The 20,368-nt window shown below is 74.3% G+C and carries 18 protein-coding genes and 1 pseudogene; 13 read left to right on the top strand and 6 right to left on the bottom strand.

All coding sequences use genetic code 11. The features are described 5' to 3' along the window. Nucleotides 1–61: 61 nt before the first annotated feature. A complete protein-coding gene (gene ddaH, locus ABZ862_RS02930; protein ID WP_360951136.1) occupies nt 62–838 on the top strand; it encodes a dimethylargininase in 777 nt (258 codons plus the stop codon). Nucleotides 839–1,049: 211 nt separating this feature from the next. Then, the gene (locus ABZ862_RS02925) at nt 1,050–2,027 is read left to right on the top strand and encodes an acyl-ACP desaturase (RefSeq protein WP_360951133.1); all 978 of its coding nucleotides are present in this window, start codon (nt 1,050–1,052) and stop codon (nt 2,025–2,027) included. 71 nt (nt 2,028–2,098) lie between these two features. Here the strand turns inward: ABZ862_RS02925 and ABZ862_RS02920 are convergent, their stop codons facing one another. Then, entirely contained in the window at nt 2,099–2,362 is a 264-nt protein-coding gene (locus ABZ862_RS02920; protein WP_360951130.1) for a WhiB family transcriptional regulator, read from the bottom strand. 283 nt (nt 2,363–2,645) lie between these two features. Between ABZ862_RS02920 and ABZ862_RS02915 the strand changes: the two genes are divergently transcribed. After that, entirely contained in the window at nt 2,646–3,431 is a 786-nt protein-coding gene (locus ABZ862_RS02915; protein WP_360951127.1) for a VOC family protein, read from the top strand. Nucleotides 3,432–3,704: 273 nt separating this feature from the next. On the opposite strand, the gene ABZ862_RS02910 is transcribed toward ABZ862_RS02915, so the two are convergent. Further along, entirely contained in the window at nt 3,705–4,787 is a 1,083-nt protein-coding gene (locus tag ABZ862_RS02910) for a LacI family DNA-binding transcriptional regulator (RefSeq protein ID WP_360951124.1), read from the bottom strand. A gap of 111 nt (nt 4,788–4,898) precedes the next feature. Continuing rightward, a pseudogene (locus ABZ862_RS02905) lies at nt 4,899–5,420 on the bottom strand (DNA primase small subunit domain-containing protein); the annotation flags it as partial. 206 nt (nt 5,421–5,626) lie between these two features. Here ABZ862_RS02905 and ABZ862_RS02900 point away from each other — a divergent pair. Continuing rightward, nucleotides 5,627–6,610 carry a DUF3048 domain-containing protein gene (locus tag ABZ862_RS02900; RefSeq protein ID WP_360951121.1) on the top strand — a complete coding sequence of 328 codons (984 nt, stop codon included), beginning with the start codon at nt 5,627–5,629 and terminating at the stop codon, nt 6,608–6,610. Nucleotides 6,611–6,632: 22 nt separating this feature from the next. On the opposite strand, the gene ABZ862_RS02895 is transcribed toward ABZ862_RS02900, so the two are convergent. Continuing rightward, nucleotides 6,633–7,097, bottom strand: a complete 465-nt coding sequence (locus ABZ862_RS02895; protein WP_360951428.1) for a MarR family transcriptional regulator — start codon at nt 7,095–7,097, stop codon at nt 6,633–6,635. 214 nt (nt 7,098–7,311) lie between these two features. Between ABZ862_RS02895 and ABZ862_RS02890 the strand changes: the two genes are divergently transcribed. The 6 genes from ABZ862_RS02890 (at nt 7,312) to pcaD (ending at nt 12,648) form a co-directional block, all read left to right on the top strand. Then, the gene (locus ABZ862_RS02890) at nt 7,312–8,067 is read left to right on the top strand and encodes a CoA transferase subunit A (RefSeq protein ID WP_360951118.1); all 756 of its coding nucleotides are present in this window, start codon (nt 7,312–7,314) and stop codon (nt 8,065–8,067) included. After that, nucleotides 8,067–8,711, top strand: a complete 645-nt coding sequence (locus tag ABZ862_RS02885; protein ID WP_360951115.1) for a 3-oxoacid CoA-transferase subunit B — start codon at nt 8,067–8,069, stop codon at nt 8,709–8,711. The genes ABZ862_RS02890 and ABZ862_RS02885 overlap by 1 nt, the downstream gene beginning before the upstream one ends. A gap of 17 nt (nt 8,712–8,728) precedes the next feature. Next, a complete protein-coding gene (pcaH, locus tag ABZ862_RS02880; RefSeq protein ID WP_360951112.1) occupies nt 8,729–9,502 on the top strand; it encodes a protocatechuate 3,4-dioxygenase subunit beta in 774 nt (257 codons plus the stop codon). Between the two features lie 6 nt (nt 9,503–9,508). Continuing rightward, on the top strand, nt 9,509–10,114 hold the full coding sequence (gene pcaG, locus ABZ862_RS02875) for a protocatechuate 3,4-dioxygenase subunit alpha (protein ID WP_360951109.1): 606 nt from the start codon (nt 9,509–9,511) through the stop codon (nt 10,112–10,114). Between the two features lie 72 nt (nt 10,115–10,186). Next, nucleotides 10,187–11,518 carry a 3-carboxy-cis,cis-muconate cycloisomerase gene (gene pcaB / locus ABZ862_RS02870; protein WP_360951106.1) on the top strand — a complete coding sequence of 444 codons (1,332 nt, stop codon included), beginning with the start codon at nt 10,187–10,189 and terminating at the stop codon, nt 11,516–11,518. After that, nucleotides 11,515–12,648 carry a 3-oxoadipate enol-lactonase gene (pcaD, locus tag ABZ862_RS02865; RefSeq protein ID WP_360951103.1) on the top strand — a complete coding sequence of 378 codons (1,134 nt, stop codon included), beginning with the start codon at nt 11,515–11,517 and terminating at the stop codon, nt 12,646–12,648. The genes pcaB and pcaD overlap by 4 nt, the downstream gene beginning before the upstream one ends. 276 nt (nt 12,649–12,924) lie before the next feature. Here pcaD and ABZ862_RS02860 read toward each other — a convergent pair whose 3' ends face one another. Continuing rightward, nucleotides 12,925–15,609, bottom strand: a complete 2,685-nt coding sequence (locus ABZ862_RS02860) for an AAA family ATPase (protein WP_360951100.1) — start codon at nt 15,607–15,609, stop codon at nt 12,925–12,927. A gap of 411 nt (nt 15,610–16,020) precedes the next feature. Here ABZ862_RS02860 and ABZ862_RS02855 point away from each other — a divergent pair, with 411 nt between their 5' ends. Beyond that, nucleotides 16,021–17,196, top strand: coding sequence for a DUF2510 domain-containing protein (locus tag ABZ862_RS02855; RefSeq protein WP_360951097.1), 1,176 nt, complete (start codon nt 16,021–16,023; stop codon nt 17,194–17,196). 150 nt (nt 17,197–17,346) lie between these two features. On the opposite strand, the gene ABZ862_RS02850 is transcribed toward ABZ862_RS02855, so the two are convergent. Next, entirely contained in the window at nt 17,347–17,961 is a 615-nt protein-coding gene (locus ABZ862_RS02850; RefSeq protein WP_360951094.1) for a TetR/AcrR family transcriptional regulator C-terminal ligand-binding domain-containing protein, read from the bottom strand. Between the two features lie 311 nt (nt 17,962–18,272). Here ABZ862_RS02850 and ABZ862_RS02845 point away from each other — a divergent pair, with 311 nt between their 5' ends. Then, the gene (locus ABZ862_RS02845) at nt 18,273–19,187 is read left to right on the top strand and encodes a phosphatase PAP2 family protein (RefSeq protein WP_360951091.1); all 915 of its coding nucleotides are present in this window, start codon (nt 18,273–18,275) and stop codon (nt 19,185–19,187) included. After that, nucleotides 19,184–20,356, top strand: a complete 1,173-nt coding sequence (locus ABZ862_RS02840; protein WP_360951088.1) for a hypothetical protein — start codon at nt 19,184–19,186, stop codon at nt 20,354–20,356. Before ABZ862_RS02845 ends, ABZ862_RS02840 begins: the two co-directional genes overlap by 4 nt. Nucleotides 20,357–20,368: the final 12 nt, after the last annotated feature.

Here is a 20,368-nt window from a genome sequence, read left to right as displayed (position 1 = left end):
TGACCAACCGGTGCCGGGAGAGCCGGCACCGGGAAGTACCCCGCCGATACGGAGATCCGCCGTGCCCAGCCAGAAGGCCCTCGTCCGCCGCCCCAGCCCGCGCCTCGCCGAAGGGCTGGTCACGCACATCGAGCGGGAGAAGGTCGACGTGGAACTCGCCGTGGAGCAGTGGGAGGCCTATGTCGAGGCGCTCGCCGCGCACGGCTGGGAGACGGTCGAGGTGGAGCCGGCCGACGACTGCCCGGACTCGGTGTTCGTCGAGGACACGGTGGTGATGTACCGGAACGTCGCCCTGATCACCCGGCCCGGCGCCGAGTCCCGGCGGGCCGAGACGGCCGGTGTCGAGGAGGCCGTGGCACGGCTGGGCTGCTCGGTGAACTGGATCTGGGAGCCGGCCACGCTGGACGGCGGCGACGTGCTGAAGATCGGCGACGACATCTACGTCGGCCGCGGCGGGCGCACCGACGCGGCCGGGGTGCAGCAGCTGCGCGCCGCCTTCGAACCGCTGGGGGCGCGGGTGGTGGCGGTGCCGGTGAGCAAGGTGCTGCATCTGAAGTCGGCGGTGACGGCCCTGCCCGACGGGACGGTCATCGGGCACGTCCCGCACGTGGACCGGCCGTCGCTGTTCCCGCGCTTCCTGGCGGTGCCGGAGAAGTCCGGTGCGCATGTGGTGCGGCTCGGCGGGGGCAAGCTGCTGATGGCGGCGAGCGCGCCGCAGACCGCGGAGCTGCTCGCGGACCTGGGGCACGAGCCCGTTCTGGTGGACATCGGCGAGTTCGAGAAACTCGAGGGCTGCGTGACCTGTCTTTCGGTGCGGCTGCGGGACCTGTACGTCTGACGCGCCGACCCCACCAGCGGGAAAGGGCTCCGCGACACTCCGTCCCCGGGGCCTTCTCCCCGTACGCAAGGGGCTCTTTACAGCGCCCTTAGCCTGCGGATTCATAACCTACGGTTTCGTAGCCTACGGTCTCGTAGCCTACGATCCCGTAAGTTCCGGCACCCCGCTCGCCGGACAGATTCCTGCCCGCGTACGTCCCCCTGGAGTTTTCGTGTCGATCGCGTCCCCCTCTCTCGGCAGCCCGTCCACCGACTGGACCGACGCCCGGCTGCTGTTCGCGCTGGAGGAGGTCGTCGCGAAGGAGCTCGACCGGCATCTGAAGGTCGCGAAGGACTGGATGCCGCACGAGTACGTGCCCTGGAGCGACGCCCGCAACTTCCCCGGCGTCTACGAGGACGGCGAGGCCTGGGAGAAGGGCCAGTCGAAGGTCACCGAGGTCGGCCGGATCGCCCTGGTCGTCAACCTGCTGACCGAGGACAACCTGCCGAGCTACCACCACGAGATCGCCAGCCTGTTCGGCCGTGACGGCGCCTGGGGCACCTGGGTGCACCGCTGGACGGCGGAGGAGGGCCGGCACGGCATCGTGATGCGCGACTACCTGCTCGCCTCGCGCGCGGTGGACCCCGACAAGCTGGAGCAGTTCCGCATGGCCCACATGAGCGAGGGCTTCGAGTCGGACAACCGGCACTCGATGCTGCACTCGGTGGCCTACGTCGCGTTCCAGGAGCTGGCCACCCGGGTCTCGCACCGCAACACCGGCCACCAGTCGGGCGACCCGGCGTGCGACCGCATGCTGGCCCGTATCGCGACCGACGAGAACCTGCACATGGTCTTCTACCGCAACCTGCTGAAGGCGGCGTTCGCACTCGCCCCCGACCTGACGATGCAGGCGGTGCGGGACGTCGTGGTGAACTTCCGCATGCCCGGCCACGGCATCCCCGGCTTCGAACGCGCCGCCGCGCAGATGGCCATCGGCGAGGTCTACAACCTGCGCATCCACCATGACGACGTGCTCCAGCCGGTGCTGCGCTTCCTGAAGGTCCTGGAGGTCGACGGCCTCGGCACCGCGGGCCTGCAGGCGCAGGAGGAGCTCGGCATGTTCATGGGCGGCCTGGACGCGGAGGCCGTGAAGTTCGACGAGAAGCTGGCGGCGCGCAAGGCACGGATGGCGGCCCGCGCCGCGGCCTGAGCGCCCCGCCGGCGGGGCGCACCGGTTCGCCGGTGCGCCCCGCCGGCGTGTCCGGGGGTGCCCGGCCCGCGTCAGGAGCAGTCGCGCAGCGGTTCGCGCCGGCGTCTGATGTGGAGGCGTTCCTTCTCGGACAGTCCGCCCCAGACCCCGAAGCGCTCGTCGTTGCCGAGGGCGTACTCGAGGCAGGTGGTGCGGATCGGGCACAGGCCGCAGATGCGCTTGGCATCCCGTACGGAGCTGCCGGGCTCGGGGAAGAAGAAGTCTCCCCCGGTCTGAGCGCACAACGCCTCCTGCTGCCAGTCCAGGTCGGGCGAGGTGATCGTCTGTATGTGCATGCCCAGGATCGTGCCGGGCGCGGAAAAACGTCCGATCAACGTCCGATCAACGCCGCGCGGGGCCTCCGGTCGTCGCGCGGTGCCGGCCGTCGCACGGTGCGGCCACCGTATGGTGCCCCCGCCGCGGTGCCGGGCGCACGGCGGCGCGCGGCACGGACCGCGGAAGACGGGAACCCGGCGGAATCACGGGGTGACCCGTGGTGAGCGCGCCGGGACGCGGTTGTCGGTGGTGGGTGCCAGACTCGGCAGAGCAGAGGATCAGACCCTTCGGAGGAGGGCAGCGATGCTCACCACACATTTCGTGGACGGCGCTCCCAACTGGATCGACGTCGGCACACCGGACATCGACGGCACGATCTCCTTCTACCGCGGGCTGTTCGGCTGGCAGTACCTGTCGGCCGGACCGGGGTCCGGGGGCTACGGCTTCTTCCAGCTGGACGGGAGGACGGTGACCGGCGCCATGCCGGTGGAGGAGGGCCAGGCCCCGCCGGCCTGGACCGTGTACTTCCGAAGCCCGGACGCGCAGGCCACCGCGAAGGCCGTCGAGGGCGCGCACGGCACGGTGCTGTTCCAGCCGGCCGATGTGATGGGCGAGGGCCGCGTGGGGGTCTTCGCCGACCCGGCGGGCTGTGTGTTCGGCATCTGGCAGCCGGGCCGTACCAAGGGGGTGGACGTCGCGGGCGAGCCGAACTCGCTGACGTGGGTGGAGCTCTTCACCCCGGACGTCGCGGCGGCCGCCGCCTTCTACCACGCGTCGCTCGGCCTGGAGACGTCGGCCGTTCCCTTCCCCGGCGGCACGTACACCTGCGTCAACCCCGCCGAGGGCGGTCAGGACGCCATGTTCGGCGGCATCGTCCCGACCGACGTCGACCCCGCCGCGGCGGGCCCGCACTGGGTGCCCTACTTCGCGGTCGCCGACACGGACGCCACGGTCGCCAAGGCCCGGGAGACGGGCGGAGGGGTGACCATGGCGGCGACCACGATAGAGGGCGTGGGCCGTATCGCCCGCCTCACCGACCCGTACGGGGCACGCTTCGCGGTCATCACGGGCATGCCCTCCCCGACCTGAGCCGCACCCGACCCGGACGGCTGCGGCCCACGCCCGGCGAGGCGCGGAACCATGTCGGCGACCCGCGACGACCCGCGCGAGACCCACACGCCCGACCACCCCCAGGGGCGCGGGGAACTGCGCGGACAGCCCGCCGCGAACCCGCACCCGCCGGACGGCACAGCGCACCCACCCGGACGGCGAACCGCACCGCACCGGTGGGACCCGGCCCGGCGAGGGCGGTCGGCCGTGACGGGGCCAGGCGCCGGGAGGGCCGCCGAACCCGCGGAGCGGTCAGGCGGAGGCGCGCCGGACCAGGGTCGTCGGGGTGACGACGCTGGCCGGTACGGCCGGGGCGTCGGCGCCGGGGCGGCGGTCGAGGGTGCTCAGCAGCAGTCGGGCCATCAGTCCGCCCATCTCCTCGATGTCCTGACGGATCGTCGTCAGCGGCGGGTCGGTCTGTTCGGCGACGGGCAGCATGTCGTCGAACCCGATCACCGCGACGTCCTGCGGCACCCGCCGCCCGCGTTCGCGCAGCACGCGCAGGGCACCGGCGGCGGTCAGGTCGCTGGCGGCGAACACGGCGTCGATGCCGGGGCAGCGGTCCAGGAGTTCCCGCATGGCGCGCTCGCCTCCTGCCGGGGTGAAGTCGCCCTCGGCGATCAGCCGCGGGTCGGTGTCGGGCAGGACGTCCCGGAACCCGTCGAGCCGGTCCACCGCGGACGTCTGGTCGAGGGCGCCGGTGATGTGCGCGATCCGGGTGCGGCCGAGGCCGGCGAGATGCCGTACGGCGGTGCGGGCGCCGCCCCGGTTGTCGCTGTCGACGTAGACGGCGGGCGCGGAGCCGGGCAGTCCCTCGGCGCGCGCGGAGCCGGGACCGCCGGGCAGCACGCCCTCGCTCCAGCCGGGCCGCCCGCCGAACACGACGGGCACGCCGGCCGTGCGGATCAGTCCGGGCAGCGGGTCGTCGAGGTGCAGCGAGAAGACCAGCGCGCCGTCCACATGGCCGCCGGCGAGATAGCGGCCGACCCGCGCGTGGTCGGCGCGGCCCTCGGTGAGCAGCAGCACCAGCTGGGAGTCGTGGGCGGTGAGTTCCTTGCTGATGCCGCGCAGTTGCAGGGCGAAGAAGGGATCGGCGAAGACCCGTGTCTCGGGTTCCGCTATGACGACGGCGACCGCGTCGTGCCGCTTGGTGACCAGGCTGCGGGCGGCCTGGTTGGGGACGTAGCCGAGTTCCTCGACGGCTCGCCGTACCCGTTCGACAAGGGGTTCCCGCACGCCGTCGCCGCCGTTGACGACGCGCGACGCGGTGGCCCGGGACACCCCGGCCCGCGCCGCGACGGCCTCCAGCGTGGGACGGGAGACGGTCTCGGTCACTTCTGGGCTCCTCGTGGGCGGTTGCCGATCACCCTAGTCGCGGAACGGAGGGAATGAGAGCGCTCTCCGCACTCCGGGTGATCTGCCGGCCGGCCGCCGCGCGGCACGGGTTCAGCGGTCCGTCCCTGACCGGTCGGCACTGTCCCGGCTGGGCTGCACGCGTTTCGGTTCGCCGGGCATCTTCGGATACTCCGGAGGGTACGGCAGATCGGCCAGGCCGTGGTCGTGCTCGTCGCGGCGGGCGAGGTCGAGCAGCGCGTCGAGGGAGTGGGCGTGCTCGTCCATGCCGGCGTGCAGGTCGCCGAGCCGGGCGAAGCGGGCGGGCATGGTCGCGATGTCGAAGTCGCGCGGCCGGGCGTCGTCCGTCTCGTCCCGGCGCAGCGGTGCGGAGACGGGGGCGTGCGGGCGGGGCCGTACCGAGTGGGCGGAGGCGATGGTGCGGTCCCGGGCGGTCTGGTCGTAGTCGAGGAAGACGCGGCTGCCGCGTTCCTCCTTCCACCATTTCACGGTGACGTGCTCCGGCATCCGGCGTTCCGGTTCCCGCCCGGCGGCGATCGCGGCACGTCTGACCTGGGTGAAGGTCTACCGGGGAGCGATGGGTACGAAGACGTGCAGTCCCCGGCCGCCGGCCGTCAGTTCCACCGCTTCGCCCATGGGGTCACGGTAGGCGCACGGTCCGGCCCCCGCACGGCGGACCGCGGCCGGCGACGGCTTCACGGCGGGTCACGGCCGTGCCACGCGCATGACCGGATGCGATCGGGTATGACCATCTATGAACCGGGGAGCGCGCGATCGAACCGGGGAGCGCGCGATCGGACGACGGCGACGGGGTGACGGCAATGGGCACGGACGGTCCGGGAACCCGCAGGAGAGGTGCCGCGACGGCGCTGCTGCTGGCCGCCGCGGCGGCCCTGTCACCGCTGGCGGGCTGCACGGGCGGCACGCACGACGACGGCAGCGGCCACGGGCGGAGCCCGAGTACCGGCCCGTCGCAGTCCGCGGGCAGCGGCCCGGTGCTCGCCGTGAAGATCGACAACGTCGCGCCCGCCCGCCCGCAGACCGGTCTGGACGCGGCCGACGTGGTGTACGCCGAGCAGGTCGAGGGCGGTCTGAGCCGCCTGATGGCCGTGTACGCCACACGGTTCCCCCGGTCCGTGGGACCGGTGCGCAGCGCCCGCGAGTCCGATCTGGAGCTGCTGCGCCAGTTCACCCGGCCGGTGCTGGCCTTCTCCGGCGCGCAGCGCAGGCTGCTGCCGCTGATCGACAGGGCACCGCTGGAGGCGGAGTCGCCGGAGAAGGCGGCGTCCGGTGCCTATTACCGGGGCACGGACCGGGCCGCCCCGCACAATCTCTATGTGCGCCCGGACCGGCTGGTGCCGTCGGCGCCGGGCGCGGCGGCGCTCACGACGGGCTTCCGGTACGGCGCGGCGCCGTCCGGCGGCACCCCCGAGACCTCGCGCACCGTGCGCTACCCGGCGGCCCGGTTCACGTTCACCTGGTCCGCGGGCCGGGGGCGCTGGCTGGTGTCGACGGACGGCTCGCCCACCGTCACGACGGACGGCACCCGGGTGGCCCCGGCGACGGTCGTCGTGCAGCACGTGACGGTGCGGCGGTCCGCGTACCACGACGTGCTCGGCAACCACACGCCGTACACCGAGACGGTCGGTTCGGGGCAGGCCGAGGTGCTGCGCGGCGGGCGGTCCTACGAGGCCCGGTGGACGCGCGCACGGGCCGACGGCGGTACGGAGTTCACCGGCGCGGACGGTGCCGCGGTGAACTTCGCCGAGGGCCAGGTGTGGGTGGTGTTCGTCGCGGCGGGCTGAGCGGGCCCCGCCGGGGACCGGGTCAGGGGCGGCCGGTGACGGGTTCCGCCGGGTGGCGCAGCCCTTCGGCCGCGTCCGAGACCCGGCGGATGAGGTCCAGGAACACCGTCTGTTCCTCGGCGGACAGCGGGGCGAGGAAGACCTGGTTCATCCTGGCGGCGCGGACGGCCAGTCTGCGGTGCGTGCGGGTGCCGTCCCCGGTCGGCCGCAGCAGGGCTCGGCGGCCGTCCTGCGGGTCGCGCACCTTGTCGAGCAGGCCGCGGCGGCTGAGCCTGCTGATCACCTCGGCGATGGTGGACCGGTCGAGGCCGACCCGCTCCCCCACGGTGCGCTGGTCCAGGCCCGGCTCGGCGACGAGCGCGTTGAGGACCGCGAACTGGGGCGAGGTGATCTCCTCGGAGACCATCAGGTTCCACAGCAGGTAGTGCGCCTGCTGGAGCCGCCGGGCCAGGTGCCCGGGATGGGTGGTGAGGTCCACGGCGGCCATGTGCGCTCCCGTCCTCATCGGCGAACTCATCGGTGCACTGAACAATACCCTCCCCGAAGGGGGCTGTCTCAAGGCCGGTAGGCCCCTTGACTTACCCATCGTCCGAGGTCTTGACGCCGGACCGGCCCGATGGCAGCGTGAGGGACACCTCGCCGAATTACTCAGTGCCCTGAGTAATTGAGCGGTCGGGCACGCGGAGGAGATGGGCTTCGAGATGGACAAGGTGGTTGCCACAGCCGCCGAGGCGGTGGCCGATGTACCGGACGGCGCGTCGCTCGCGGTGGGCGGTTTCGGGCTGAGCGGAGTGCCCGGCGTACTGATCCAGGCGCTGTACGAGCGGGGCGTGTCGGGCCTGAGCGTGGTGTCGAACAACTGCGGGGCGATGGACTCCGGGCTGGCGGTACTGCTGGCCGCGGACCGGATCACCCGGGTGACGGGCTCGTACATCGGCGGGAACAAGGAGTTCGCGCGCCAGTACCTGGGCGGTGAGCTGGAACTGGAGCTGATCCCGCAGGGCACCCTGGCGGAGCGGCTGCGCGCGGGCGGGGCGGGGATCCCCGCGTTCTACACGCCCGCGGGCGTCGGCACGCAGATCGCCGACGGCGGACTGCCCTGGCGCTACGACGGTTCGGGCGGCGTCGCCCTGGCCTCGCCGGCCAAGGAGGTACGCGAGTTCGACGGCACCGAGTACGTCCTGGAGCACGGTATCCGCACCGATTTCGCGCTGGTACGGGCCGCGAAGGGCGACCGGCACGGCAACCTCGTCTTCGCCAGGTCCGCCCGCAACTTCAACCCGCTCGCCGCGATGGCGGGCCGGGTGACGATCGCCGAGGTGGAGGAACTCGTCGAACCCGGCGGGATCGACCCGGACGCGGTGCACCTGCCCGGCGTCTTCGTGCAGCGGGTCGTGGCGCTCACCCCGGAGCAGGCGGCGGACAAGCGGATCGAGCGGCGGACGGTGAGCGGCTGATGGCCTGGACACGCGAGCAGATGGCGGCCCGCGCGGCGCGGGAGCTGCGGGACGGCCAGTACGTCAACCTCGGCATCGGTCTGCCGACCCTGATCCCCAATCATCTCCCGCCGGGCGTCGAGGTGGTCCTGGAGAGCGAGAACGGCATCCTCGGCACGGGCCCGTATCCCGCCGAGGACGCCATCGACCCGGACCTGATCAACGCCGGCAAGGAGACGGTCACCGTGCTGCCGGGAGCGTCGTTCTTCGACTCGGCGCTGTCGTTCGCGATGATCCGCGGCGGCCACATCGACGTCGCCGTGCTGGGCGCCATGCAGGTGTCGGCCTCCGGCGACCTGGCCAACTGGGCGGTGCCGGGCCACATGGTGACGGGCATCGGCGGCGCGATGGACCTGGTCCACGGGGCGCGCACGGTGGTCGTGGTGATGACGCACACCACGAAGGACGGCGGCCCGAAGATCCTCACCGAGTGCACCCTGCCGCTGACCGGCCGGGCCTGTGTGAACCGGATCGTCACCGACCTGGGCGTCCTCGACGTCACCCCCGACGGCCTGCTCCTCACCGAGACCGCGCCCGGCGTCACCGCCGAGCAGATCGCGGACCGGACGGACGCCGAGCTGACCGTCGCCGAGGACCTGGCCTGACCCGAAGGAGAGCCCCCGTGCCCCTCACCCAGCACGACATCGACCGTGAGATCGCGGCCGAGCACGCCGCGTACGAGAAGCGGATCGCCGACGGCGCCCCCGTCGAGCACCATCCGCGCCGGGACTACGCCCCGTACCGCTCCTCGGTGCTGCGTCACCCGAAGCAGCCGCCGGTCCCCGTCGACGTGAGCAGGAACCCCGAGCTGGTGGAGCTGGCCTCCCCCGCGTTCGGCGAGCGCGACATCACCGAGATCGACAACGACCTCACCCGGCAGCACCGCGGCGAGCCGATCGGCGAGCGCATCACGGTCTCCGGCCGGCTCCTGGACCGTACCGGGCACCCGGTGCGCGGCCAGCTCGTCGAGATCTGGCAGGCCAACGCGGCGGGCCGCTACGCCCATCAGCGCGAGCAGCACGACGCCCCGCTCGACCCCCACTTCACCGGAGTGGGCCGCACCCTGACCGACGCGGACGGCGCCTACAGCTTCACCACGATCCAGCCCGGCCCGTACCCCTGGCGCAACCATCTCAACGCCTGGCGCCCGGCGCACATCCACTTCTCGCTGTTCGGCACGGCCTTCACCCAGCGTCTGGTGACGCAGATGTACTTCCCGAACGACCCGCTGTTCCCCTACGACCCCATCCTCCAGGCCGTCACCGACGACACGGCACGCCGACGGCTCATCGCCGGCTACGACCACGGCCTGTCGGTCCCGGAGTTCTCCCTGGGCTACCGCTGGGACATCGTGCTCGACGGGCCGGCCGCCACCTGGATCGAGGAAGGACGCTGATCCGCCATGACGAGGACCGACACCGGCGGCCCGGAGACCGTGCCGCCCACGCCGTCGCACACGGTCGGCCCCTTCTACGGTTACGCGCTGCCGTTCCCCGGCGGCGGTGACATCGCGCCGGACGGTCATCCCGGCACCGTCACCCTGCACGGCCGGGTACTGGACGGCGCGGGCGACCCGGTGCCCGACGCGCTCGTGGAACTGTGGGGTCCGGGCCCGGACGGCACCGTGCCGCGGGTGGACGGCTCGATGCGGCGCGACCCGGCCGACGGCGGTTTCGCCGGCCGCAACGGCATCGAGTTCACCGGCTGGGGCCGGGTCCAGGTGGACCGGAGCGGGCAGTGGGTGGCGCGCACCCTGCGGCCCGGCGCGCGCGGCGGCCACGCCCCGTACATCAGTGTGTGCGTGTTCGCGCGCGGCCTGATGAAGCACCTGTTCACCCGCGTCCACCTGCCGGGCGACGAGGCCGCGTGGGCCGCCGACCCGCTGCTGTCGCGGCTGGACGGGGCGCGCCGCGGCACGCTGATCGCGGTGGACGAGGGCAACGGCACCTACCGTTTCGACATCCGCCTCCAGGGCGAGGGCGAGACGGTCTTCCTCGAGTTCGAGTGACATCGGAGTTTGAGTGACATCAGAGTTCCTTCCCGTGGCATCGCTGTCCGTTCCCGCGGCATCGGAGTCCGGGTGACGTCCGCCTGCGCCGACGCCGGTCTGCTCGCCCCCGGCCGGGCCGGGTCCCCGGCGGACAGTGCCACCGGCGACCCGGCGTTCCTGCGGGCGCTGCTCGACGCGGAGGCCGCGCTGACCCGCGCCCAGGCCCGGCTGGGGCTCGCCCCCGCCCAGGCGGCGGAGGCGGTGACACGGGCCGCGGCCGGCGGCGGCTTCGACGTGCGCTCCCTCGCCGGGCGCGCCCGGTCGGGCGGCAACCCGGTCATCCCCCTGGTCGCCGACCTCACCGAGGCCGTCGGTCCGGACCACGGGCCGTACGTCCACCGGGGTGCCACCAGCCAGGACATCATGGACACGGCGATGATGCTGGTCGCCGCACGCACCCTGGACCTGGTCCTGGCCGACCTCCACCGCACCGCGACCGCGCTGGCCCGGCTCTCCGCCGCGCACCGGGACACCCCGATGCCGGGACGGACCCTCACCCAGCACGCGGTGCCCACGACGTTCGGGCTGAAGGCGGCCGGCTGGCGCTCCCTGGTGCTCGACGCCCGCGACCGCCTCACCGCCGTACGCGACAGCCTGCCGGTCCAGCTCGGCGGCGCGGCGGGCACACTGGCCGCCTTCACGGCGTACGGCGCCGGTGACGCCACGGCGCTGCCCGCCGCGTACGCCCGTGAACTCGGGCTCCAGGAGCCGCTGCTGCCGTGGCACACGCTGCGCACGCCGGTCGCCGACCTCGCCGGGGCGCTGGCCTTCACGGCGGGGGCGCTCGGCAAGGCGGCCGTGGACGTGCTGACCCTGGCCCGCACCGAGATCGGTGAGGTGGCCGAGGGCGGCGGGGGCGGGTCGAGCGCGATGCCGCACAAGGCGAACCCGGTGCGTGCCACCCTGATCGCGGCGGCCGCCCGGCGCGCACCGCAGCTCGCCGCCACGCTCCACGGCTGTCTCGCCGCCGAGGACGAACGCCCGGCGGGGGCCTGGCACGCCGAGTGGGAGCCGCTGCGGGACCTGCTGCGGCTGGTCGGCGGCGCGGCCGGGGACGCGGCCGGACTGGCGGAGGGGCTGCGGGTGGACACCGCGGCCATGCGCGAACACCTGCTTCTCACCCACGGGTTGATCGTCTCCGAGCGGCTGTCCGCGGAGCTGGCCCCGCTGCTCGGCCGGGGCCGTGCGAGGGAACTCCTCACGGAACTCGCCCGGCGGAGCCACACCGAGAACCGCGGTCTCGCCGAACTCCTCTCGGAAGTGCCGGAGTTGCAGGACCTCGATCTCACCGAGCTGACCGATCCGGCCCGTTACACGGGCTCCGCCGGAGCCCTCACCGACCGCGCCCTGGAGCGACGTTGAACGAGCACCTCCTCGACCACCGCGTCGAAGGCCCCGCGTCCGCGGCCCCGCTGCTGCTCGGGCCGTCGCTCGGTACCTCGTACGCCCTGTGGGACGAGGTCGCACCCGAACTGTCCGCCGCCCACCGGGTGGTGCGCTGGAACCTGCCGGGGCACGGCGGCTCCCCCGCCGGCCTGATCGGGCCCGGCGCCACCGTGGCCGACCTGGCCGACCTGGTGCTGGCGCTCGCCGACTCGCTCGGCGTCGAGCGGTTCGCGTACGCCGGGGTGTCGCTGGGCGGCGCGGTCGGTCTCGAACTCGCCCTGCGGCGGCCGCAGCGGCTCACCTCGCTCACGGTGATCTGCTCGTCGGCCCGTTTCGGCGGCGGGGGGCCGTGGCGGGAACGGGCCGAACGGGTCCGGCGGGAGGGGCTCGGCTGGCTGGCGGACAGCGCGGACGCCCGCTGGTTCACCCCCGGCTTCACCGTCCCCCGGCTGGTCCGGGACCAGCGGGACGCCGACCCCGGGGCGTACGCCGCCTGCTGCGACGCGCTGGCCGCCTTCGACGTCCGCGAGCGGCTGGCCTCGGTCTCCGTACCGACGCTGCTGGTCGCGGGCCGCGAGGACCGGGCGACCCCGCCCGCCCGGCTGCGGGAGATCGCCGACGCGGTGCCCGGCGCCGCGCTGGTGGAGATCCCCGGCGCCGCGCACCTGGCACCCGCGCAGCGGCCGGAGGCGGTGCTGACGGCGCTGCGGACACATCTCGGCGGCGATGCCCCGCGGGGCACGGCGGTACGGCGGGAAGTGCTCGGGGACGCGCACGTGGACCGGGCGCAGGCCCGCCAGACGGCTTTCACGGCCCGCTTCCAGGACTTCATAGCGCGCTACGCCTGGGGCGAGATCTGGACGGACCCGACACTGACCCGGCGCGAACGCAGCATGGTCACCCTGACCGCGCTGGTCGCGTACGGGCACCACGACGAGCTGGCGATGCATGTCCGGGCGGCGCGGCGCAACGGGCTGACGCCCGAGGAGATCGGCGCCGTCCTGCTGCAGACGGCCGTGTACTGCGGTGTCCCGGCGGCCAACGCGGCGTTCGCGACGGCGCAGCGGGTGCTGGCGGAGGAGGAACGGGGGACGGGGCAGCCCTGACGGCACGACGGGCGAAGCACCGCACCCGCCACCGGACACGGAGCCCACACCTGCCGCCGGACAGGGAGCCCCCACCTGCCGCCGACCGCGGGACCGCCGGGCTGCGGCCCCGTCCCGGCCGGGACGGCGTGCGCCGGACTCCGCCGTGCCGCCCGGTGACACGGCAGGACACACCAACCCGCATCGCCCGGCGCGGTCGGCGGTGGGCAGGTCACCGGGCCGTAGCCGGCGCGGCCGGCACCGGGTATCCCGCCGGGTCGTGCCACGGCCGGCGCGTCAGTTCAGGGCGCCGTCCGTCTGGAGGGCCTGCGTCGCCCGGGCGGCCAGGCCGTCGGCGCCGCAGGAACGGGCCAGTGCGAGGCCCCGGTGGAGCTCGGTGGCGGACCGGGCGGCGATGCCGTACTCGACACAGGCCGCCGCGTGCTCGTACCGGCAGGGCGAGGCGGCGAGCCAGGTCATGGCCTGGGCGGCCAGCTGTACCGCGCGCCGGCCGGTCTCCAGGGCGGCGGCGCAGCGCAGGGCCTCGCCTATGGCGGTGTCGGTGCCGAGGCGTTCGGCCTGGCGGCGGGCGTCGGCGGCGAGCCGTGCCGCGCGGGCGGGGTCCCGGCCGGCCAGGGCGCGGGCCAGGTCGACGGCCCAGGGCGCCATCAGCGGGTTGCGGTGGCCCCGCAGGGCGGCGGCCTTCGCGGCGGCCTCGAGTTCGTTGATGCCGTCGTCGGTGCGGCCGACGGCGAGCAGCAGCCTGCCGCGCACGCAGCGGGGGTCGGGCAGCACGATCATGGACGGGTACGGCGGTGTGAAGCCGTGCCGTTCGGCGACGGACCAGGCCTCTTCGGCATGGCCGCGGGCCAGCAGGGTGTCGATGAGGTTGCAGATCGCCGTCCAGTACAACGGCAGCCCGCGGCCGACGTCCTCGGCGAGGCGCAGGGCTTCGCGCAGCGAGGTCTCCGCCTCCCTCAGCCGGCCGCGCCTGCGGAGCCCCAGGCCGAGGTAGGCGTGTGCGAGGGCGAGGTGGCCGCCGCTCCAGCCGGCCCGCTCGTAGGTGCGCACCGCCTCGGTGTAGAGGGCCTCGGCGCGGTCCAGGCGGTCGATGTGGGCGTAGGTGGTGGCGAGCATCAGCGGGAGTTCGATGCCCCATTCGGTGTCGGTCCAGCCGAGGCCGGGGGCGAGGCGGCCGTTGACGAGGGCGCGGTCGCAGAGTTCGGCGATCTCCTCGGCGCTCTCGCCGTGGGCGAGGGCGTCGAAGCCGCGCAGGATCAGCAGCACGCGTTCGGCGTTGTCGCGTCCGGTGCAGGTGGCGGCGAGTGCGGCCAGCCGCTCGGAGCGGCCCGGCGTGGTGCCCTCGCCGGCGTGGATGCCCTCCCACAGGTACTGCACGGCCTGTAGCCGCAGCCGGGCGGCGCCGGGTTCGTGCCGGGCGGCCTCCGCCTCGACGGTGCGGACGGCCTCCTCGAGCTGGTCGTTGTGCATCAGGGCCTGGGAGAGCCGGACGACGGCGTCGACGCGGGTGGCGGGGTCGAGTCCGGGTGTGCCGAGCGCGGCGCGCAGCCGGCCGACGGTGGTGGCGGGCGCGGTGAGGAGGGTGGCGCAGCCCAGTTCGTAGAGGACGTGGGCGTGGATGTCGGGGGCGGGCGGTTCACGCAGCGCCCGTTCCAGGCAGCGGCGGGCGGCGTCGGGGGCGCCGACGGCGAGGTGTTCCCGGGCCGCCTCGCGGAGCTGCCCGACGACCTCGCCGTCGTCGTCGGGGTGGACGTGCAGCAGATGCCGGGAGGCGGCCGCGGCTCCCGCTCCGCCGTCGGTGATGATCTGGGCGGCGATGCCGTGCATGGCGGTGCGCAGCGCGTCGGGGATCGAGTGGTAGACGGCGCCGGCGATCAGCGGGTGGACGAACACCAGCTCTCCGTCGGCGGGTTGGCGGTCCGCCGGGTCGGGCTCGGTCAGGATGCGGGCGGTGCGCAGGAGTTGGGCACAGCGGACCGCGTCCCGTTCGTCCATGGTGGCCAGTTCGGCGACGAGGCCGGTCCTGATGCCGGTGCCGAGGACGGCGGCGGCCCAGGCGAAGCGGGTGGCGTCGATGCCGAGGCTCTTGAGACGGGAGACGAGTCCGCCCCCGCGGGCGGAGCGGTTGAGGGCGCGCAGATCGCCGGCCTGGGCCTCGACCGGTTCGAGTTCGGTGTCCAGCACCTTGGCGAGGAGTTCGACGGTCTCGTAGGGGTTGCCGGCGGTGACGGCCCACACCTCGCGGCAGAACGGGGCGTCGGCGTGCGGGCCGACGGTGGCGCGGGTGAGTCCGGCGGTGGCGTCCGGGGTGAGGGCGGCGAGGTCGGTGACGGGGCGGCGCGCGGCGGCGGCGACCGCGTCGAGGAGGCGGGCGCCCGGACCGCTGACGTCGGCGGCCCTGCGGGCCACCACGATCAGCACCGGCAGGTCGCCGAGGTGCCGGGCGAACGCGGCGAGCCAGCTCAGGGTCTCCTGGTCGGCCCAGTGCGCGTCGTCGACGAGGAGGACGAGCGGGTACTCGCGCTCGACGAGCCTGCGGGCGGCGGCGACGAGTCCGTCGACGACGCCCCGCGGGTCGGCCTGCCGCTCCCCCGGGTCGGTCATCCCGAGGGCCGGTCCGGCGAGGTCGTACCAGTCGCCGAGGTACTCACGGGCCTCTTCGGGCAGCAGGGTGACGAGGGCGGGCTGCAACAGCTGCCGTAGGACGGTGAACGGGACGGATCCGAGGGTCTCGGCGCCGCGCGCGGACCACACGGTGCAGCCGCGCAGTTCGGCCATGCGGCGGGTCTCGGCGAGCAGCGCGGTCTTGCCGAGACCGGCGTCGCCCCGGAACACCAGGAGAGTGCCCGCCGTCGAGCGGTCCGCGCACAGCTCGTCGAGCGCCGCCGCGACCAGCCGGACCTCCGTGTCCCGCTCCCACAGACCGGCCGAGGCGTCCGAGGCGGGCCGTTCCTCCGTCATCCCGTACCCCTCCCCGAGTCGCCCGACCGCCGTACCGGACTCGAGCGTAGCCCGCGGCCCGGCCGCCCGGAGGCGGGTCCCGCCAGGTGTTGCCGGGAGGGGTGGCCGGGGGGGCATGATGAGGGCGGTACCACCGCGCGGCGTGACGATTCTGCTGATCCGCACGGGAGTTGGCGAGATCGGGCGCGGCGCGTGAAGCCGTGCCGGGGACACGTGGGGTGGCGCGCGGCGGCCCGGCCGGGCCGGGCACCCGGCGGCACCCGAAGACGGCACGGACTCGGCGCGGAAGGTGGCGGCGCGGGCGCGAGGAGTCACGTCCGGGGACGGTCCGGGGTTCGTGAGGGGGCGGGTCCGGTGGTTCGGGAGGGGTCCTCTCATCCCTCTTTCACCGATGCCTCATACGGTAGGGGCATGACGCAGGTGACTCCTCCCGGGTGGTACCCCGACCCGGGGCAGACAAGTGACGCTCCCCCCACCGAGCGCTGGTGGGACGGCAAGGCATGGACGGACCAGACCCGCCCCGTGGGAACGGCCACCGTATGGGGTCCCCCGCCGCAGCCGTCGCCCGCCGGGGCGGACCCCGACCGGGATCCCGGGCAGGATCCCGGCCAGGGCCAGGGCCAGGGCCAGGATCCGGCGTACGCCCCGACCCAGAGTTTCGCGACCGGTTTCGGACCGCCCCAGCCGTACCCCGGGTATCCGGGCGGCCCCGGTGACCCGGGCTACGGCGCCTATCCCCCGTACCCCGGTCAGCCGCCGGCCGGTGCGCGGCGCGGGATGCGCACGGGGATAGCCGTCGGCGTGGCGGCGGCCGTGCTGGCGTGCATAGGGATCGGCGTGTACGCGCTGGCCGACGGCGGCGGCACCGACGGCCGCGCCGGTTCCCAGCAGGGCCCGGGCGGCTTCGGCGGCCAGGGCGGCGAGAACGGCGGCCAGGGCGCCCCCTTCGGGGGACAGGGCGGTCCCGGGGGTTCGGACGGCCAGGGCGGTTCCGGGGGTTCCGGCGGATCGGACGGCCAGACACCGACGCCGGGCCAGTCGGAGCAGCCGAAGGTCGAGGGCGGCGGCACGGTGTCCGACGCGCTCAACGGCATCAGCCTGCCGGTACCGCAGAAGTGGACCGGCCAGTCGATCGACTACGGCGCGCAGGTGACGTCGGACGACACCTACAAGTGCCCGGGCGACACCTCGAAGAGCTGCACGGCCGGCGGTGCGTACTCGGCGCCCGCCGTGGCCCTGGGCACCGACGGCAGCACCGCCGAGGCGGTCGCCAAGGCGGACATCGCGGCGAACGCCAAGGAGTCCTACGGCGGCACCACCTACGGCGCGATCACCTCGCACAAGGTGCTGGCGTCCAAGGCGGTGACCGTGGCCGGTCAGAAGGGCTACCTGGTCCGCTGGAAGGCGGTCACCAGCAAGGGCGCCGACGGCATCGTCGAGTCGCTGGCCTTCCCGTCGCCCGCGAGCCCGAAGCAGATCACGGTGGTGCGTTTCGGCATCGACGCGGGCCAGGACGAGTCCGTCATCGACGAGATCACCCAGGGCATCAAGGTGTCCTCCGGCGGCGGCAGCGGCCAGGACGTCTGAGCGGAGGTCCGGCCGGGTGGGACCGCCCCTCCGCTCAAGGGGGGTCCCACCCGGCCGGGGGGTGCGCGCCGCCCCCGTCCCCACGGTGCGGCGCGGTCAGGCCGCCGTCCGGTCGTCCCGGGGAACGGTGGCCTGGGTCCGGGGCCCGCGCTACGTCAGTCCGAGCGCGGGCAGTACGACGGCGTCCACGAACCGGACCAGGTAGTCGGCGTCGGCGTACTGCCCGGTCAGCACGGGCCGCACCCGCAGCACGCCGAAGATCATGGCGGGCAGGTACTCCAGCGCCGGATGCCCGTCGGCCACCTCGCCCCGCTCCACTCCGCGCCGCATGAGCTCCTGGAGCGCCTCGACCTCGGGGTCGACGAGGGCCTCACGCAGCGCCTGCGCCAGTCCCTTGTCCTCCGTGACCGCGTGGCCGAGGGCCTGGAGCAGCTTGGTGTCCTTGCCGGACCAGTCCCCGGCGGCGCGCGCCGCCTGCCGCAGGTCACCGGCGAGCGACCCGGTGTCGATGCCGGCGAACCGCACCCGGCGGTTGGCGCGCAGCGCCGCCGCGACGAACCGGGGTTTGGTGCGCCACTGCCGGTACAGCGTGGACTTGCTGCATCTGGTGCTGGCGGCGACGCCCTCCATGGTGACCGAGTCGTAGCCGCACTCGCGGATCTGTTCGAGCACCGCGTCGAAGAACTCCCGCTCACGCTCCGGCGTGAGTTTGGAGCGGCGCGATGCGGTAACCGTCTCCGGCTCCTTCGCGGCCTGCGACGTCATGTGCTCTTCTCCTCTTCCTCGTGGCGGCCCGCCGTCGTCCCGGTCTCCGGTCCGGCGCGGGTCCCGGCCCCTGGTCGGGGTTTTTCCTTCCCGTTCCGGGAATGTCCGGGCGAACTCTCAGCGATACGTGAGTGTACCGATACTCGAGTGTACCGGTACTAGGCTGTATCGGTACACTGCCGTTTCGGTACGGTACCGTTTCGGGACGCGGGCGTTTCGGGACGGGAGTGTCTCGGAACGGTCTCGGCCCCGGCACCCGTGCCGGGACACACGACAGCACGCAGGAAGACGGTCGGCGAAGGGGCCGGGGGATGGATGTATTGACCGAGCCCGACCGGGCGACGGAGCGGCCGGACCCAGCGGTCCGGCCGCCGGTCGTCCGGGAACTCCTGCTCGTCACCGGGCTGTTCCTCGTCTACAAACTCGGGCGTCAGCTCGCCACGGGCCATACGGCCGAGGCGCTCCACAACGCCGGCCGGGTCTGGCACCTGGAGCGGACGCTCGGCCTGCCCGGCGAGGGTGCCGTGCAGGCCCTGCTGCTGCACGGGCACACCGCGATACGCCTGGCGAACCTCTACTACGCCACCGTCCACTTCCCGGCCACCGTCGCCTTCCTGGTCTGGCTGTACGTCAGACGCCCCGGGCACTACCTGTGGGCCCGCCGGGTCCTGGCCGCGGTGACGGCCGCCGCCCTGGTACTGCCGTTCACGTTCCCGCTCGCCCCGCCGCGGATGCTGGCGGCCACCGGCCTGGTGGACACCGGGCGCGTCTTCGGCCCGTCGGTCTACGGGCCGCCGGGCAGCGACCACCTGTCGAACCAGTTCGCGGCGATGCCGTCCCTGCACTTCGGCTGGGCCCTGATGGTGGCGGTCGGCCTGATCGCGGCGACCCGGTCGCGGTGGCGCGCGCTGTGGCTGCTGCATCCGCTGGTGACACTGCTGGTGATCGTGGGCACGGCGAACCACTACTGGCTGGACGCGATGGCGGCGACCGCCATGCTCGGCGCCGCGCTCGCGCTGACACCCCGTCCGCGGCGTACGGCCACCGCACACGGGCCCGGCCCGGACGGCGTGCCCCGCCTGCTCCCCGCCCAGCGGACGGCCGCCGGTACGGCCCTTCACCCGAACCCGGACCCGGCACCGGCCCCGGACCCGGTGTCCGGCCGGACCGGCACGGACGACCACGGGCCGGTCACGGCGCCCGAGCCGATCGGAGCGGGCCGGTGAACGCCGCACTGGTCGCCGTCGCGCTCTCGCTGGTCTCCGCCGTGGCCTACGCCGCCGCGGCCGTCGCCCAGGAACGGCTCGCCGCCCGCTCCCCCTCCGGTACGGGGACGCTGCGGATGCTGGCCGACGGCGCCTGGTGGTGGTCGGTGGTGCTGAACGCCTCGGCCGCCCTGCTGCACGTCGTCGCCCTCAAGTACGGTCCGCTGACCCTGGTCCAGCCGCTCGGCGCGCTCACCCTGGTCGCGGCGGTGCCGATGGGGGCCCGGGTGGCGGGACGGCGGGTCGGCTCCGCGGAGTGGCGCGGTACGGCGCTGACCCTGCTCGGGCTCGCCGCGATCCTCGTCACGGCGTCCGGTCCGGCACCCGACGAGGGACTGAGTCTCCTGGCGGCACTGGCGGTCGCCGGTACGACGACGGGGCTGATCGGCATGCTGTCGTGGCCCGGCAGCCGGCCCGGCCTGCGCCACGCGACCGCGTCCGGCATCGCCTCGGGTGTGGCGTCCGCGCTCACCCAGACCCTCACGGTGGCCGCGACCGACCGCTCGGGCCCGGTGCTCGACGTACGGGTCGTCGTGGTGGCGCTGCTCGTCGCCGCGTTCGCCGCGGCCGGGCTGCTGCTGTCGCAGACCGCCTACCGGGGCGGTCTGGGGGCCCCGCTCGCGGTGGTGACGCTGGCCAACCCGATGGCCGCGGCGGCGATCGGACTCGCACTGCTCGGTGAGGGGCTGCGCGGCGGGGCCGCGGGCATCCTGCTGGCGCTGACGGGCGCGGCACTGGCTTCGGGGGGCGTGGTGCTGCTGACCCGGGCGACCGTCACGGAACCGGCCGCGGCGGCCTCGACGGCTACGGCTGCGGCTACGGTTGCGGCGTCGGCTCCCGCCTCCGTGTCCGCGCCCGGCGCAGCGGCCCCGGCACCGGTCCCCGCGGCATCGCCCCTGCCCCGGCCTGTGCCGGTGTCCCTGCCTCTTCCCGCGCCGGGCCTCGCGCCCGCGCCCGTGGCGGCGCACGCCGACGGCCGCGAGGCACATCCGTCCCACGCGGCCGCTGTCCCGGTACCGGCGCTCGTCCTGGCCCTGTCCGCGATGGCACTGCCCTGCGCGGCACCGGTGGAACCGGCGCTGCTGCCCCGGCCGCGATCAGCTCCGGGACAGCGTGTCCACTGGTGGTGAGGGTCTTGCCGA

It is taken from the genome of Streptomyces sp. NPDC047000 (assembly GCF_040644295.1).
Taxonomy (GTDB): domain Bacteria; phylum Actinomycetota; class Actinomycetes; order Streptomycetales; family Streptomycetaceae; genus Streptomyces.
This window is presented reverse-complemented; position numbering and strand designations above follow the sequence as displayed.

Excerpts from the sequence above, each read along its gene's own strand:
- ABZ862_RS02890 (WP_360951118.1), top strand. The coding sequence starts at position 7,312 with ATGGACAAGGTGGTTGCCACAGCCGCCGAGGCGGTGGCCGATGTACCG.
- ABZ862_RS02855 (WP_360951097.1), top strand. The coding sequence starts at position 16,021 with ATGACGCAGGTGACTCCTCCCGGGTGGTACCCCGACCCGGGGCAGACA.
- ABZ862_RS02915 (WP_360951127.1), top strand. The coding sequence starts at position 2,646 with ATGCTCACCACACATTTCGTGGACGGCGCTCCCAACTGGATCGACGTC.
- ABZ862_RS02895 (WP_360951428.1), bottom strand. The coding sequence starts at position 7,097 with ATGGCCGCCGTGGACCTCACCACCCATCCCGGGCACCTGGCCCGGCGG.
- pcaG (WP_360951109.1), top strand. The coding sequence starts at position 9,509 with ATGACGAGGACCGACACCGGCGGCCCGGAGACCGTGCCGCCCACGCCG.
- ABZ862_RS02845 (WP_360951091.1), top strand. The coding sequence starts at position 18,273 with ATGGATGTATTGACCGAGCCCGACCGGGCGACGGAGCGGCCGGACCCA.
- ABZ862_RS02885 (WP_360951115.1), top strand. The coding sequence starts at position 8,067 with ATGGCCTGGACACGCGAGCAGATGGCGGCCCGCGCGGCGCGGGAGCTG.
- ABZ862_RS02860 (WP_360951100.1), bottom strand. The coding sequence starts at position 15,609 with ATGACGGAGGAACGGCCCGCCTCGGACGCCTCGGCCGGTCTGTGGGAG.
- ABZ862_RS02900 (WP_360951121.1), top strand. The coding sequence starts at position 5,627 with ATGGGCACGGACGGTCCGGGAACCCGCAGGAGAGGTGCCGCGACGGCG.
- ABZ862_RS02920 (WP_360951130.1), bottom strand. The coding sequence starts at position 2,362 with ATGCACATACAGACGATCACCTCGCCCGACCTGGACTGGCAGCAGGAG.
- ABZ862_RS02850 (WP_360951094.1), bottom strand. The coding sequence starts at position 17,961 with ATGACGTCGCAGGCCGCGAAGGAGCCGGAGACGGTTACCGCATCGCGC.